This is a genomic window from Halomonas sp. ISL-56 (genome assembly GCF_018612805.1).
In the GTDB taxonomy this organism is placed as follows: Bacteria; Pseudomonadota; Gammaproteobacteria; order Pseudomonadales; family Halomonadaceae; genus Vreelandella.
This window is the reverse complement of the sequence record NZ_JAGGRO010000002.1, coordinates 20572-35913: the sequence shown is the minus strand read 5'-3', so window position 1 is coordinate 35913 and position 15342 is coordinate 20572. Positions and strand designations below refer to the sequence as shown.

The 15342-nt window shown below is 54.4% G+C and carries 13 protein-coding genes; 10 read left to right on the top strand and 3 right to left on the bottom strand.

Annotated elements, in window-relative coordinates; all coding sequences use genetic code 11:
* Positions 1 to 17: 17 nt before the first annotated feature.
* Positions 18 to 1043 (bottom strand): glucosaminyl phosphatidylglycerol flippase, encoded by a 1026-nt coding sequence (gene gpgF, locus J7J49_RS00825; RefSeq protein WP_215089452.1) that lies wholly within the window; start codon positions 1041 to 1043, stop codon positions 18 to 20.
* On the bottom strand, positions 1021 to 2139 hold the full coding sequence (gene gpgS / locus J7J49_RS00820) for an N-acetylglucosaminyl phosphatidylglycerol synthase (protein WP_215089450.1): 1119 nt from the start codon (positions 2137 to 2139) through the stop codon (positions 1021 to 1023). The genes gpgF and gpgS overlap by 23 nt, the downstream gene beginning before the upstream one ends.
* 201 nt (positions 2140 to 2340) lie before the next feature.
* Between gpgS and J7J49_RS00815 the strand changes: the two genes are divergently transcribed.
* The 7 genes from J7J49_RS00815 to rfbC all read left to right on the top strand — a co-directional run bounded on the left by J7J49_RS00815 (position 2341) and on the right by rfbC (position 10153).
* Entirely contained in the window at positions 2341 to 2757 is a 417-nt protein-coding gene (locus J7J49_RS00815) for a ribbon-helix-helix domain-containing protein (RefSeq protein WP_215089449.1), read from the top strand.
* Between the two features lie 93 nt (positions 2758 to 2850).
* On the top strand, positions 2851 to 4005 hold the full coding sequence (locus J7J49_RS00810; protein WP_215089447.1) for an extracellular catalytic domain type 1 short-chain-length polyhydroxyalkanoate depolymerase: 1155 nt from the start codon (positions 2851 to 2853) through the stop codon (positions 4003 to 4005).
* A gap of 183 nt (positions 4006 to 4188) precedes the next feature.
* Complete coding sequence (locus J7J49_RS00805) at positions 4189 to 5811, top strand: methyl-accepting chemotaxis protein (RefSeq protein WP_215089445.1); 1623 nt, start codon at positions 4189 to 4191, stop codon at positions 5809 to 5811.
* A gap of 556 nt (positions 5812 to 6367) precedes the next feature.
* Positions 6368 to 7468, top strand: coding sequence for an NAD-dependent epimerase/dehydratase family protein (locus J7J49_RS00800; protein WP_251048078.1), 1101 nt, complete (start codon positions 6368 to 6370; stop codon positions 7466 to 7468).
* 2 nt (positions 7469 to 7470) lie between these two features.
* Positions 7471 to 8247 (top strand): glucose-1-phosphate cytidylyltransferase, encoded by a 777-nt coding sequence (gene rfbF / locus J7J49_RS00795; protein ID WP_215089443.1) that lies wholly within the window; start codon positions 7471 to 7473, stop codon positions 8245 to 8247.
* A 7-nt stretch (positions 8248 to 8254) separates the two neighbouring features.
* Positions 8255 to 9601 carry an NAD(P)H-dependent oxidoreductase gene (locus tag J7J49_RS00790; protein ID WP_215089441.1) on the top strand — a complete coding sequence of 449 codons (1347 nt, stop codon included), beginning with the start codon at positions 8255 to 8257 and terminating at the stop codon, positions 9599 to 9601.
* A 3-nt stretch (positions 9602 to 9604) separates the two neighbouring features.
* Positions 9605 to 10153, top strand: a complete 549-nt coding sequence (gene rfbC, locus J7J49_RS00785; protein WP_215089439.1) for a dTDP-4-dehydrorhamnose 3,5-epimerase — start codon at positions 9605 to 9607, stop codon at positions 10151 to 10153.
* Positions 10154 to 10244: 91 nt separating this feature from the next.
* Here the strand turns inward: rfbC and J7J49_RS00780 are convergent, their stop codons facing one another.
* Entirely contained in the window at positions 10245 to 12185 is a 1941-nt protein-coding gene (locus J7J49_RS00780; RefSeq protein WP_215089437.1) for an exoribonuclease II, read from the bottom strand.
* A gap of 253 nt (positions 12186 to 12438) precedes the next feature.
* Here J7J49_RS00780 and J7J49_RS00775 point away from each other — a divergent pair, with 253 nt between their 5' ends.
* Genes J7J49_RS00775 through J7J49_RS00765 form a run of 3 tightly spaced genes read left to right on the top strand, consistent with a single transcriptional unit; the run spans position 12439 to position 15316 of the window.
* Positions 12439 to 13173: a GntR family transcriptional regulator gene (locus J7J49_RS00775; RefSeq protein WP_215089435.1), complete on the top strand. Its 735-nt coding sequence runs from the start codon at positions 12439 to 12441 to the stop codon at positions 13171 to 13173.
* Between the two features lie 8 nt (positions 13174 to 13181).
* On the top strand, positions 13182 to 14297 hold the full coding sequence (nagA, locus tag J7J49_RS00770; RefSeq protein ID WP_215089433.1) for an N-acetylglucosamine-6-phosphate deacetylase: 1116 nt from the start codon (positions 13182 to 13184) through the stop codon (positions 14295 to 14297).
* Complete coding sequence (locus tag J7J49_RS00765; protein ID WP_215089431.1) at positions 14297 to 15316, top strand: SIS domain-containing protein; 1020 nt, start codon at positions 14297 to 14299, stop codon at positions 15314 to 15316. The genes nagA and J7J49_RS00765 overlap by 1 nt, the downstream gene beginning before the upstream one ends.
* Positions 15317 to 15342: the final 26 nt, after the last annotated feature.

The following is a 15342-nucleotide window of genomic DNA, read 5'->3' as shown; positions in this document are numbered from 1 at the left end:
CGCTATGGCTAATCTTGCTATGGCGTCGGCGCGTGACGCAGCATTCGGTAGCTATACAGCATAAACAGCGGTGCACCTGCCGCCAAATAAAGATGGTAGCTCACCAGCCGCCATACCAGCACTGCTGCAGCGGCCTGATCGCGTTCCATCAACGGCAGTAACAGGCCACCCACGCCCACCTCCGCAGCTCCTGCGCCGCCGGGCAGAAAGCTGAACTGGCTGGCCGCCATGGCCAGCATTTGGGTGAGAAATGTCCACATCCAATCCGCATGACCGCCTACCCCCACTACTGCCAAATAGAGCAAGCTGTAGCGTATCAGCCAGTGGGCAGTGGTCAGCAACATCATAGCGAATAGCGTGGAGCGTGGTAGCTCAAGCGTCACCTTTAACGCATGCCGACAGCGTAATAGGCGCCGTGTCAGCCAGCGCCGCCGATAGCGGCTTGGCCATGGCATACCCGCTCTAGATGAACGCAGTAGGCTGGGTAAATAGCGCATTACCATAATCACCAATGTTGCTATAAGGGCTAAACCGACCAGCGCCCATTGCACCAGCGATTGATGCGGCCACTGGGTGTCGCTGAGCAGTGAAAACAGCACCAGGCCGCTCAGCATCGTCAGAAAGAACAGCAGGTCACAACCTTGGTCAATCAGAAACATCGCCGCGCCTTTGGCGGGCGGAAAGCCGCGTTGGGCAAGCAGCATCAGTAGGGTGACAGGGCCACCGCTGCCGCCTGGGGTGGCACATAGCGCAAACTTAGACGCCAGCTCAATACCAAGAGCGCCGCGTTGTCCTAGCCTGCCTGCGCGGCCGCCCAGCATCAAACGCAGCCTCGCCGCATTGAGATTCCAGCACGTAAAGGCCATTACCAGCATCAATAGCAACAATCCGAGCGGAAACTGTTTGACGCGCTGCAGTGCCTCAGCACCACCCAACCAGGCGGTGAGCACCAGCGGCGCCATCAGCGCCAAGGCAATCATTACGCCATGGATGGGTCGCCACTTGAGTCGCTGGCGACGATTAGTGGTGTTGGTTGAGTGCATGAGGTTGGCTGCCGTGGCAAAGGTGCTGGTAATGCTCAAGTAGTGAATGGATAACGCTATCCCAGTTGAAGTGGCGCTCCACATGGCGGCGCGCATAGCGCCCGCTGGTGGCCACGTCATTACTAAACAACGCCACACACGCCTCAGCCATGGCAGTTGGATCAAGCGGTTTGCATAAAATACCCGCCCCCAGCGGCACGTTTTCTGCCAGCGCGCCTGCATTTGCCGCTATTACCGGAAGGCCACTGGCCATCGCCTCTTGGGCAATTAAACCGAAGGTTTCGCGGGTGCCTGCGTGTAGCAGCGCATCGCTACTGGCCAGGGCTTTAGCCACCTCATGGGCGCCGCAGCAGCGATCCACAATGGTGACGTTGCTGGGAGCCTGATGCGGCATGCCAGGGCCCATTAGCAGCAAATGGTAATCGCTATCCAACTGGCGCATCGTCGCCATCAGCACATCAATATTTTTCTCGCGGGAGTTACGTCCCACAAAGATCAGCAGCTTCTTATCGTTGGGTATGCCCATGGCGTGGCGGAAAGCCGAGTCACGCTGCTGGGGATTAAATTGCGTCAAATCGACGCCCAACGGCTGAACGCGAACGTTATCGACGCCCCAATCCCGCAGCCGGTTCGCCATGGCGTTACAGGGAGCCAGCACGCTATCAAACTGGCTATAAAGCGCTGTGACATAGCGTATTAGGCGTCTTTCTACGTAGCGCCCAAAGCGGTCACCCATCAAGCGTGGCAAGTCGGAGTGATAGAAGCCCACCACCGGCACGCTAAGGCGTTGACCCGCGGCCAGCGCAGCCCATGCTGTTACGTACGGGTCACCGGCTTCAATAAGATCAGGTTTTAAATCAACCAAGGCATCGCGCCAGGGCGAACGACGTAGCGGAAAACGGTAGCCCTGGCCCAGGGGCAGGTGTAGTGCCGGTAAGGTGTGATGGTCGCCCAAACTATCGCGCTCCGCACCCGGCACCAGCAGGCTGGTACGCAGCTGAGGAATGCGCGAAAAAACGCGATGCTTGGCCTGCAAATAGGTACGCACGCCGCCACTGGCTGGGGCATGAAACATCGTCACATCGGCAATGTGCAAGCTAACCTCCAACCCTACAAAGTGTCATCGTTTCACCATAAAGGAGAAATAAGTCAGTTCGACGACACCTGAACCGGTGCGCAGGGCTAGTTCTGAAGCTAAGATAGTATAAATACCATCCATATGGATGGTGTATGGAGTATTTTTGAGTGTTATAGTGCCAATGAGATGTTCAATGACGAGCACAACGAGGCTTCACACATGAGCGTGCACGAACTGCGCCGCAAGGGCGGCGACTCCAGCGAGAAGATCACTATCAATCTGGGCGTGGTTGATCTGGGGCAGATCGATCTGCTGGTACAGGAAGGGTTCTACTCCAATCGAACCGATCTGATCCGAACAGCCATTCGCAATCAATTGGTGAAACATGCTGATGTCGTCAGAGAGACGGTCACTCGCAAGTCGTTTGTACTCGGGCTTGAGCACTACAGTCGCGCCGATCTAGAAGCCCTAAAGTCGGCCGGGGAGATGTTGCAGATTCAGGTGCTGGGTATGGCTAGCATTGCCGATGATGTAACGCCGGAGCTTGCCCTTGCCACTATCGAGTCGGTGGTGGTGTTGGGGGCTTTAAATGCCAGTAAAGCCGTTAAGGCCGCTCTGGCGGATCGCATTCACTGAGTGAGTTACCACTCTGTTTAGTACTGCTCAGTCATGCACAAGCAATCACGCACAAGCTATCACACATGTAATCATTGAATAAGGATATTGAAAATGATCGATGCCACTATGACGAAGCGAATGGAAGAAGCGACGCGGCTCACGCGCGCGGGAAAACTGCACGAGGCCATGGCCCTCCTCCAGGGCAGCGTGCCCGAAGCGAGAAGTACAGAAACTAGAAGTACAGAAACTAGAAGTACAGAAACTAGAAGTACAGAAACTAGACGTTCAGAATCGCCGTATAATGTTTACCAGGGCGGCAATACCTTCGATGGGATCTGGGAGGTTGTTGGTAAACAAGACACGGGAACGAAGCCTGCGTCGGAGGCACGATCTGCTACGGGCACCTTCACGGCGGGTAGTTTCAGCAATCGAGTAGGCACGCGTGATTATAAACTGTATGTGCCTAGCGGCTATCACGGGCAAGCGTTGCCACTGGTGGTTATGCTGCATGGCTGCACTCAGAATCCTGACGATTTCGCTGCTGGCACCGAAATGAACCGACTGGCCGAAGAGCAGCCGTGTTGCGTGCTTTATCCTGCTCAGCCGATGACCGCCAACCACTCTAAGTGCTGGAACTGGTTCAAAGCCGAAGACCAGCAGCGCGAGGGCGGTGAGCCGGCAATTTTGGCGGGCATGACTCGCCAGATCATCGACACCTATGGACTCGATGCTAGCCGTGTCTATGTGGCCGGGCTCTCGGCAGGTGCCGCCATGGCGACCACACTGGCAATGACCTACCCGGATCTCTTTGCCGCGGTGGGCGTGCACTCTGGCCTACCCCACGGCGTGGCCAAGAGCCTTCCCGATGCTTTAGGGGCGATGCAGGGCGGTACTGGGCCCCTGGGGGGCGGGAATAAAGCCAAAGAAGCGGGATGGGCGTCGGACGTTCCAGCGATTATTTTTCATGGCGACCGTGACACGACCGTGCATCCCAGTAACGCGGATCGCGTGGCTGCCCAGTACAGTACATCGCGTCAAGCAGGGGCGACGGTAGAGAAGGGAAAGGTCGCCAATGGCCACGGCTACACCTGTACCACCCACCGTGATGCTTCGGGTAAGCCATGCTTAGAGCAGTGGCGTGTCCATGGGGCGGGTCATGCTTGGTCAGGTGGCAGCAAAAAGGGCAGCTATACCGACCCTCAAGGCCCTGACGCTACCCGAGAAATGCTGCGGTTCTTCTGTCAGCATCGGCAGATAGTGTCATAGAACTGGCCGATATCCTCTCAGGTTATGTCGAGTCTGTCAGTAAGTTAGCGTAGGTGAGACGCGCTGGTACATTAGAGACACTTTGATTATGTATAAAAGTTGACAATAGTTTGCAAAGGTTGGGTTACAGTTTTCATCCTTGCTGCTTACAATCTTAGCTCACTTGCTCATTAGGATGTGGCTATGCTTTCCCGGTTCAAGATTGGCACTCGCCTAGCGTTAGCCTTTGGCTTAGTTTCGCTATTTCTTTTGGGCACCTTAGTGGCGGGGGTGGTAGGTATCACCGTCACTAAGTATACGGCTCAAAAAACCTTGGACACGGATGTGGCCTTAGCAAGCAATGCAGCGGAGATTCAGCGGTTAGCACTGCTTGCACGGCGCTTTGAAAAGGATGTATTTATCAAGGTCAACAGTCCCGAACGGGCAGAGGATCAACAAAGTTGGGCGGCAACCATAGAGGCAATTCGGGCTGTCTTTCAGGAAGGAGAAGAAATTTCGAGCCAAGACAGTTTAGATTCTCTCTATCTACAGGCAGAAAGCGCTCTTCAGGGGTATGAAGAGGGCTTCATGCAGGTGTATCGACAGATTGAGGGAGGCAGTCTTTCTGATGCCGCGCAAGCTAATCAGGTGTTTAGTGAACATAAAGAAAGCATCTATCGGTTGGCGGAATTGGCTGATGAAATCAGTCTGGTGGCGGACTCGAACGTTGAAATTGCTAATGAAGCGATAAACGCTGAGTACCGTTTAGCCCTTTGGCAGCTGTGTATCTTCGCGGGGGTGGCGTTGTTGATAGCAGTGGCACTGGCCATTGCCATTACGCGTAGTATTGTACTGCCTTTGCGGAGAGCTGTTGAGGTTGCCCAGCGCGTTGCAGAAGGAGATCTGCGACACGATATCGTAGCCACAGGTCGTGATGAAACGGCACAGTTATTAACTTCCATGGCTGAAATGAGTAAAGCGCTCACTACCCTGGTCGCATCGCTACGTGACTCTAGCGAGAGTGTTTTGAACGGAGCCAATGAGATTGCCCAAGGTGGGCAGGAGCTCGCCGCTCGTACTGAACAGCAAGCAGCTGCCTTGCAGGAAACGGCTTCAAGTATGGAGGAGATGACGGCAACGGTTCGCCAGAATAGTGATTCAACCAAAGAGGCTGATACGCTGGCTCATAATGCGTCGCAACAGATGCAAAGTGGTGGTCAAGAAGTCTCTCGTAGCGTGGAATTAATGCGCGAAGTGACCGCCGCATCGCTCAGCATGGATAAGATCGTTGAGGCCATCGATACCATTGCGTTTCAAACCAATATCCTGGCTTTAAACGCCTCCGTTGAAGCAGCGCGTGCTGGTGATAAAGGCCGTGGGTTTGCGGTAGTAGCGACAGAAGTTCGTGCGTTGGCAAGCCGTAGTGCTGCCTCAGCCGGTGAAATTCGCACTATGCTCGATGATACGCGTAGCAAAATAAAGCTATGTTCTGACCAAGCGGAGCGAGGAGCTGCCACTATTGGTGAGACGGAAGCGGTAATCCAGCGCCTTGCTATGTTAATGGTCGAAGTATCCTCTGCCACTCGGGAGCAGAGTAGTGGTATCGAGCAGATCAATACGGCTATTACTGAAATGGACTCTACTACTCAGCAAAACAGCACCCTGGTTCAGCAATCGACTAACGCCGCATTTTCCTTGGAAGATCAGGCTGGGCGTCTCCGCGAGCTGGTAGCTGCCTTTCAGATAGATGAAGCTATCGTGCAAAAAGCTTCAAAATACAAACCTGCAATGGCCTTGCCTTCGACGGCAAGACAAGCAGAGTTTTAATCCAGGATAAGTTGATAGTAGCAGCGCCTTAAGGGCGCTGCTGTCATTTGTCATGGTCTAGTAAAGTTTAATCACTAGCAGCTGGGCCATCAGCAAGCATCTCTTCCTAAGCTTAAACGCTCTTCATACTTGTTCTGGGTACAGTCAGGTTATAGGCAGGGTTTATATAAAAACCTACCGCTGTAAAAAGAAGGAGTGTCTGAAAAGCCACTCCTTTTGTCGTGTTGTCGGATGAAAAAAATAGTACTCCAGACTAGATTTTTAACCCGGCGCTACTCTTGACAGTAAAAGTGTCGTCTCTTATTTTGAATGTAAGTTTTAGTATTGTTTTTGTTTCAAAGTGTGAGCAGATGGTGCCGTGGTTTATTTTTGATAATGATAGGTAAATAGGTAAATAGGTAAATAGGTAAATAGTTGGTTAATTATAGTAGTAAATAGATATTAGATAGATCGCTGTTAAATGGGTGGTTATCAGTAGTGGCTGGGTTTTTAATATTTAATTCGGAGAAATGAAAAATCTTATAATAATGATATTAATCATTAATGAGGTGATGTTTTGAAAATCTTAATCGTGGGGAATATGGGCTATGTTGGCCCCGCTGTGGTACGAGAGTTAGCCTTGCGACACCCATCCGCCACGCTTCATGGGTATGACACTGCCTACTTCGCACACTGTTTGACGGGCGCCGAACTTCTTCCAGAACGTTATCTCGACCAACAGTTTATGGGGGATGTGCGAGATATCCCGACTGATTTTTTTGAGGGTTATACGGCGGTGGTTCAACTGGCGGCGATTTCCAATGACCCCATGGGAGATCGTTTCGCCGCAGTGACCGATGAAGTTAATCAGCAAGCGACGATTGATATGGCCAGGGCAGCGGCTCAGGCAGGGGTAGAGAACTTCGTGTTCGCCTCAAGTTGCAGCATTTATGGTGTCGCTTTAGGAGCTCCGCGTAGTGAAGCGGATCCCGTGGCCCCCGTGACTGCCTATGCCTGCTCGAAAATAGCCGCTGAAGAAGCGTTGGCAAGCATTGAGGGCGACATGGTGATTACCAGCTTGCGCTTTGCGACTGCCTGTGGAATGTCAGAACGTTTACGGCTTGATCTGGTACTTAATGACTTCGTTGCTGGTGCCCTGAGCCAGCAGCATATTAGCGTGCTTAGCGATGGGTCACCCTGGCGTCCTTTGATAGACGTCTCCGACATGGCCCGTGCTGTTGACTGGGCAGTACAGCGCAAGCCTGAAAACGGCGGGCGCATACTCAATATCAATACCGGCTCGAACGCACGCAATCATCAAGTGCGAGACTTAGCCACCGCAGTGGCCAAAGCGGTTCCCGGCACCACTCTGAGTATCAACACCCAAGCCCCGGCGGACAGTCGTTCCTATCAAGTAGATTTCAGCCTGTTTGCCAAATTAGCCCCCGAGCATCAACCGCAGATGACGCTTTTGGATTCGATCAGGGGGTTGATCAAAGGGCTTAGTAGTATGCAGTTTGCTGACACGCAATTCCGCGCCTCTCGCTATATGCGCCTGCATGCGTTACAGGCTCATATCACTGCGGGGCGCTTATCTGAAAGCCTGCGCTGGCAAATGTACGATGCTGTTATCCCAAGTGCTTTGCCTGCCACTACCCACGTTAACCTTGAGGCCTAACTATGAAAGTCGCAATTTTCGCGGGAGGGTTTGGAACGCGCTTAAGTGAAGAAACAACGATTCGCCCCAAGCCCATGGTGGAAGTAGGCGGTCGTCCGATCCTTTGGCATATCATGAAGATGTACGCTCATCATGGCTTAAAGGAATTTATCGTCTTGGGTGGCTATAAGGTGGAGTACATCCGCGACTATTTCCTTAATTATCGCGGCAATCGAATTGATTACACCATTGATCTGAAAACAGGCAACGTCGACTGGCTTCAGAGTGTCAATGATGATTGGAAAGTCACCGTGCTGGATACCGGCGCCGATGCCATGACCGGAGGGCGCCTTAAAAAGGCCATGTCTTACTTGGCAGATGAACCTTTTTGTTTGACCTATGGTGATGGGTTAAGTGATCTGAATATTAATGCGCTGATCGACTCACATCTGGCATCGAACAATTGGTGCACCCTGACAGCAGTAACGCAGCCTGGCCGCTATGGTGCGCTACGTTTGAAAGAGGGTAATAGCCAGGTAGAGGGCTTTCGTGAAAAGGGTGAAATAGACGGGGGGTTGATCAATGGCGGCTTCTTTGTCTGTCATCCGGAAGTGTTCGAGATGATCGACGATAGTCAGACCGTATGGGAAAACGAGCCCATGAACCGAATGATTGAACTGGGGAAATTGGGCTACTTCCATCATAACGGTTACTGGCAAAGCATGGATACGCTGAGAGACCGAATGGTGCTCGAAACCGCCTGGGCACAAGGCGCCCCCTGGAAGCTCTGGAAGGAATGAACCAACGATGATTATTGTTGATACCGCGCTTGCCAAACGCGAGGCGCAAGGTAATCCCATTCGAGTGGGGATGGTCGGGGCAGGGTTTCAAGCTAGCGGTATCGCTCTGCAGATTATGTCCGCGACACCCGGAATGCGCCTTTGTGCTATTGCCAACCGCCATCTCGATGCCGCGGTCAATGTCTTCCAGCAAACCGGGATTGAGCCAGCCGCCTGTGAGACTCAGCAGGAACTTGAAGCGGCAATTGCGGCTGGGCGACCAGCAGTCACCGAGGACGCGGTGGCACTGGCGCGCGCTGAAGGGCTGGATGCGATCATTGAAGTCACCGGCTCGTTGGAGTTCGCGGCGCATGCTGTCCTGGCGGCGTTGGAAAGCGGTAAAGACGTTATCCAAATGAATGCAGAACTCGACGGTACGATTGGCCCTATCTTAAAAGCGAAAGCCGATGCCGCAGGAGTTGTCTACAGCTTTGCCGATGGCGACCAGCCTGGTGTGCAGATGAATCTCTACCGGTTTGTTGCCGGGCTAGGTATAAAGCCTGTGCTGTGTGGCAACATTAAAGGTTTGCATGACCCCTATCGTAACCCCGCTACGCAGGAGAGTTTTGCCAAGCGCTGGGGGCAAAAACCGGCAATGGTGGCCTCTTTTGCGGATGGCACCAAAATATCGTTCGAGCAGGCGATCGTTGCCAATGGAACTGGGATGCAAGTGGCACAGCGGGGCATGCTGGGCCCAGATTTCTCAGCTGGCGTTGTCGGTGGCCCTTTAGTGCCCATAGAAGAGGCGGTGTCGGCGTTTGAGCCCTACCTGAACCCGATGGGGCCGGGGTTAGTTGATTACGTTGTTGGGGCGCGGCCGGGGCCGGGCGTCTTTGTGCTGGGAACGATTGACAACCCCCGGCAGCGCCACTATCTCGAACTCTACAAGTTGGGCGAGGGGCCGTATTACTGCTTCACAACGCCTTATCATCTGTGCCATTTCGAAGTGCCCACGTCCGTTGCCCGCGCCGTGCTGTTCCGTGATCCAGTGTTATCCCCTTTAGAAGGCCCAAGGGTGGGCGTCATCGCCATAGCCAAAAAAGCGTTGCAGGAGGGCGAAACAATAGAAGAACTCGGTGGCTTCGAAGTCTATGGAGTGGCGGAAAATATCGAGGTAATACGCAGGGATCGACTGTTACCAATCGGGCTAGCGCTGGGCTGTCGGGTAGTGGGCCATCTGGAAAAGGATGCGGCGCTGACCTTTGATGATGTGCGACTACCGCCAGGGCGCTTGATCGACCGTCTATATGCTGAACAGGAAGCCATGTTTGCCCTGAAATTGACGTCTGGTGTCGCTGCTACTTTCACGGAGTAAGACATGCATTTTCATCAAACGAACCTCAAGGATGCCCGCCTGATAGAGCTTGAACCACATGGTGATGAGCGCGGTTTTTTTGCCCGCACCATGTGCCGTGCGGAGTTTGAGCGCCATGGCTTGCTAAGTGACTTTGTCCAGCAGAACACCTCTTTCTCGGCTCAGCGAGGCACGCTAAGAGGGCTGCATTATCAGCGCCAGCCCCACGCCGAAGCTAAACTGGTACGCTGCATTCGAGGCGCGATTGTCGATGTCATCGTGGATATCCGTGAAGAGTCGGAAACTTACTTGCATCATCAATTGTTTGAATTATCTGATGCAAACCGGCACCAGCTGTATGTACCGCCAGGCTTTGCGCACTCCTTTCAGACGCTAACCGATAATGTTGAAGTTAGTTATCTTGTCTCGGCGGCTTATCACCCCAAGGCTGAAAGTGGCTTGCGTTACAACGATGAACGCCTCGCCATCGAGTGGCCGATTCCGCCGACGGTGGTATCTGAAAAAGACGCTAACTGGCCCTTAATCAGTGACCGAGACGAAGCGCTTTTTTAACTGTTAGCGACGCCAGTTGTATGCAAACGCACTAAAAAAGGGGCAGCGTGATCGCTGCCCCTTTCGGTAATGCATGGCTAGTGACGCCCCATCAATCAGCGGGCTTTGCCACCAGCGAACGGGTCTCTTCGCGTGCTTCAGTGAGCACTACGCGTAGCGGATCGCCAAGCTTGTAACGCTCTTCGCCTTCGATCTGGATACGCCCCTCTTTATCGTCAATGACCACTTTGCTGCGGTCACTGTGCATCAAGGGGGCAGGCACAAACGCCGTCGCGCCATTTTCCAGCAGACGAACGCGCATACCGCCACGGTTGATGGCCATGATTTCGGCCTCAAAGGTGTCCTGGTTCTGCGCGGAGGGCGTTAGGTAACGCACGTAGAGCCAATCTTTCACATCGCGCTCGGCCATACGGTTCAAGCGGCGACGCTCGGTCAGCTGTTCGGTCAGCTGCTGGGTGGCTTCAGCAGGTGCCTGCTCGCCTTTCAGCACGCGCTTGATCAAGCGGTGATTGACCATATCGCCATACTTACGAATCGGCGACGTCCAGGTGGCGTAGGCAGCCAGGCCAAGGCCAAAGTGCGGGCCGGGCTGGGCCGACATACTGGTGAAGCCCTGGAAACGGCGCAGGCGCGCATCCAGCCAAGCATCATCGCGGCTTTCCAGCGCACGCTTAAGCTCGGTGTAGCGGGCAAGCTCGGTCAACGCTTCACGCTCGACGACGATCTCTTGACCTGCCAGGAATTCTTGGGCGGCTTCGGCTTTTTCCGGCTCAAAGGCGCGGTGCACGTTAAAGATACCGTGGCCGATATGCTGGGCCAGGAAATCCGCGCAGCAGGCGTTGGCCACAATCATTGACTCTTCGATCATGCGGTTGGCAATGCGGCGCTCTTCGGTGCGCACCGCCAATACGTTACCGGCGGGATCAAGGTCAAACACGTAGTCGGGGCGGTCTTTAAACACCAGCGCGTGTTCGTTACGCCAGGCGGTGCGCGCCTCGGTCAAATCGCGCAGCGCGGTGAGCTGCTCGGCGATTTCATCCGCGGGTGCCCAGTCGCCTTGGCCTTCGATCCAGTCGGAGACGCTATCGTAGGCAAGTTTTGCGTGGGATTTTACGTTGGCGGCAAAAAATCGGTACTCGCCCATGCTGCCGTCGGCATTGATATCCAGCGTGCAGGCCAGCGCGGGGCGATCTTTGCCTTCCCACAACGAACAGAGATCATCTGCTAACTGCTCGGGCAGCATAGTAACGTTCTGGCCGGGTAGATAAACAGTAAAGGCGCGGGTGCGGGCTTCTAAATCAGCCGCATGGCCTTCGGCCACGTAAGCCGTGGGGTCAGCAATCGCCACGCTCAACCGCCAGCCACCTTCAGCGCGAGTAGCGACGTGCAGGGCGTCATCCATATCGCGGGTCTTCTCACCATCGATGGTGAAGAAGGGCGTGGCGGTTAAATCTTCCCGCGTCAGGCCTTCATCCATCAGCGGCCAGTCGGTGCCCGCATCGGGGCACTCTTGCTCCAGCGCATGACGTGCAAGTGTGACGCGCCATGGCACTGCCGGATCATCGCTTTTGGCGACCAACTCATCAATCTGGGCAAAGAACGCGCGGTCATCGGCTTTTAGCGGATGGCGCACCAGGCGAGCGACGACCCAATCGCCGTCAGCAATGCTGTCTTCATCAAGGCTGTTCTTAATCCGCGCCTTAATAACATTTTTAATCGATGGATGGTCAGGCACCACGGCCAGGCGGCCTTCGCGCTTCTGCACGCGGGCGACAAACCGATCAAGACCCGCTTCGATCAGCTTTTCCGGCTCAATGGATTTTTTGTCACCGTTCTCATGAATCACGCCTTCCACGCGATCACCGTGAATCACCTGCTTCATAGCGGGTGGCGGCACGAAATAGGACTCACCGTCGTCGGTTTCGAGAAAACCGAAACCTTTGTCGGTGGCTTTAATCACCCCTTCAGCACGGGGGGTGGTTTGACGAATCTGTTGCTTGAGCTGGGCAAGCATGGAGTTATTCTGAAGCATGAGCTCAATCAGTTGGCGAGAGTTAGGGTGCCACTATACGGATTCACAAGGGCTGCGCCAATTGTCGCCATGCGAAGTTCTCTTTGATCCCAATTTATCAATAACCTACATCCCCTCTGGCAGTCGTGTCATCTCCCCATTAAAAGAAAAAAATGTCCCTATCAGACTTGTCAGTGGATTATTGGTACTTGAATGGTATTAATTATTGACTATATTGGTATCTAATTGGTCTTTAAATCATCAGGTGAAGTCCATGGATTCACGTTTTACCCAGCTGCGCCTTGACCCTAAGGGCGCGACCCCTCTTTACCAACAGTTGGCCCGCCAGTTGGAGCATGCCATTGAGACTGGCACTTGGGAGAGCGGTGAGGCGCTGCCTTCAGAGCGCAACTTGGCCGATACCCTCAATGTCTCGCGTATTACTGCGCGTAAGGCTTTGGACTGTCTGGCTGAGCTGGGGCTTATTCGTCGTAGTCGCGGTTCCGGAACGTTCATTACGCCGCGTCTCAATCAGTCATTAACCCGGTTGGTGAGTTTCACCGAGCTGCTTACTCAGCGCGGTTTTACGCCAAGTTCTCAATGGTTAGAGCGCAGGCTGGCAAATCCCAATGCGGAAGAGAGCATGCGTCTTGGCTTGGGGGCTGATGCCCAGGTTTCGCGCCTGAAGCGCTTACGCTTGGCTGATGATGTGGTGATGGCGGTAGAGGATAGCTGTCTGCCTGTCTCGGTGCTGCCCGATCCTCAGTTAGTAGAAACGTCTCTCTATGCGGTGCTGGAGTCCAGCGGTAAATCAGTGACTCGAGCTCTGCAGCACGTCACAGCCATCAATGCAGACGCAGAGCTAGCGGCACTTGCAGAGGTTGCCGAGGGGCAGGCGCTGCTTAAGATCACTCGACTAGGTTACCTAGCCAATGGCACGCCAGCAGAGCTCACGGTTACTTACTGTCGCACAGATTATTACGACTTTATGGTCGAGCTGACCCGCTAGGAGATTTTATGCAGTTTGGCAATATCCTCACCTCAGATGGCTGGCGCCTGGGAGAGATACATTGGGAAGAAGGGCGTATTAGGCGCATTGATGGCGATCCGGTAGACCCCGTCACCAACGAGTATCCACGCATTGTTCCCGGCTTTATAGATTTGCATGTGCATGGGGGTGGTGGTGCCGACACCATGGAAGGTGGCAGAGCACTTGCCACGCTAGCGCGTACCCATGTGCGTTTTGGAACCACTCGGTTGCTTGCGACCACCATGACGGCGCCAAATGCCCAGATTCGTCAGGTATTAGGTGATGTCGCCAGCTACATGGAGGCGCAGGAGCCGGACGCAGCCAGGGTATTGGGCGTTCATTTGGAAGGCCCTTATATCAATCCCGGCAAGCTGGGTGCTCAACCTGCCCATGCCCGAAATGGCGTGATTGAGGAGGTGGACGAGCTGTGTGCTTTGGCCCCCATCCGCTTGCTGACACTTGCCCCTGAGTTAGCCGGTCACTATGCATTAATTCGTCATCTCAGCGAGCGGGGGGTGCGGGTTCAGCTAGGACATACGCTTGGCAGCTATGAAGAAGGCGTTGAGGCAATGGCTCATGGTGCCTGTGGTTTTACTCATCTGTTCAATGCCATGACCGGCCTGCATCACCGCAAACCTGGAATGGTTGGCGCAGCGCTTGCCCATGCGCAGTACGCCGAACTGATTCCAGACCTGCTGCATGTACACCCTGGTGCCATCCGAACCGCCTTACGCTGCATCCCTAATCTCTATGCCGTTACCGATTCCACCGCCGCAGCAGGCATGCCAGATGGTGATTACCGTCTAGGTGAGCAGACGGTCACTAAATGCCTGGGAGGTGTGCGTCTGGCTGACGGCACCCTGGCAGGCAGTACGCTGACCATGGATCAGGCGTTACGTAACTTCGTCAGTCTCGGTCTTACCCTGGCAGATGCCTCGGATCGCCTGTCACGTTTTCCCGCCGACTTCCTGGGAATCGACGACATCGGCCGCCTTCAAGAAGGTGCGTTAGCGGATCTGGTTATCCTTGATCCCCAACTTCAACTCCAAGCGGTCTATGTCGAGGGCCGCCATGTCTGTGGAAATGCCCAAGGAGCTTTTTAATGTCTCTTATGCTTGAAGAAACTCGCAACGCCCCTGAACGCATTCGCGGTCAGCTACAGCGTAATGCGTCGTTGCTAGCCGCGCTAGGCGAGCGCTTACGCCTTGCAGAGCCTACCGCAGCGGTTACCGTGGCGCGGGGCAGCTCCGACCATGCTGCTAGTTACTTCGCCTACCAATGCATGAAGCGTAAAGGTATTCCGGTAGCCTCGCTGCCTCCCTCACTGACCACCCTAGCTAAGGCGCCTTGGCGGCTAACGGGGCAGTTGGCCTTGGCGGTTTCCCAATCTGGGCAAAGCCCTGACCTAGTCGCTATGCAGCAGTCGCTCGCTATCGCTGGGGCTCGAACGATAGCGTTAGTCAATACGCCGCAGTCGCCCCTGGCCGCGGCGAGCGATAGTGAAATCCCTCTTTATGCAGGAGAGGAAAAGAGTGTGGCCGCCACCAAAAGCTACCTGGCCACGCTTTCTGCCATGGCGCAGCTCATCGGCTATTGGCAGGAAGATCGCCTGTTACTCACCGCTCTGGAACAGCTTCCAGAACGGCTAACTCAGGCTCTGGCAACGGATTGGTCTCCTGCCATAGAGGCGTTGCTACACGCCGACAAGATGATGGTGATCGGTCGTGGGGCGGGTCTTGCTGTCGCACAGGAAGCGGCGCTTAAGTTTAAAGAAACCTGTGCGATTCAAGCTGAATCCTTTAGCGGCGCCGAAGTTCGCCACGGCCCGATGGCGCTGATTGGCCCTGATTATCCTGTGCTGGTGTTCGCGCCACCAGGGCTCGAACAGGCTGGCTTGCTGGAGTTAACCGAGTGGCTCAAAAGTGTTGGCGCCCGAGTAGTCCTTGCTGCCGACAAGAGCGTAGTACAGCGCAATTTGACCTTGGTAGATGCTGGTCATGAGTCCCTTCAACCGCTGTCGGTGATTCAGAGTTTTTATCAAATGGTGGCTGGCCTTGCAGAGGCCCGGGGAAGCGATCCCGATCGTCCTCAGCACCTCAATAAAGTCACCCGTACCCTGTAACGTATAACAACAATCTTGGGAGTTTT